General features: G+C 61.4%; 1 pseudogene. It reads left to right on the top strand.

The annotated features are described in order from the left end of the window. Positions 1 to 228 (top strand): annotated as a pseudogene (locus KVT38_RS34510) (hypothetical protein); the annotation flags it as partial.

The following is a 228-nucleotide window of genomic DNA, read 5'->3' as shown; positions in this document are numbered from 1 at the left end:
AGGTTCTGCCGAATGCTGTGCGCATCCCCGCGTTTGCCCAAGCAGCCCGTAAACGGCGGCAACAACTGGTATTACGCCTACGGTAACAGCTCCCATGAAGAGATTTTGGCGGATTCCCGCCTCATCTCTTTGCTCGCGTCCCATCCGGCGAATCGACCTTATATGGTCATCGACGACGGCTGGCAGCGCGCGAGCGGAGGGGGAGCCTGCAACGGCGGACCCTGGACC

It is taken from the genome of Cohnella sp. GbtcB17 (assembly GCF_019091135.1).
Lineage (GTDB): Bacteria > Bacillota > Bacilli > Paenibacillales > Paenibacillaceae > Cohnella.
This window is presented reverse-complemented; position numbering and strand designations above follow the sequence as displayed.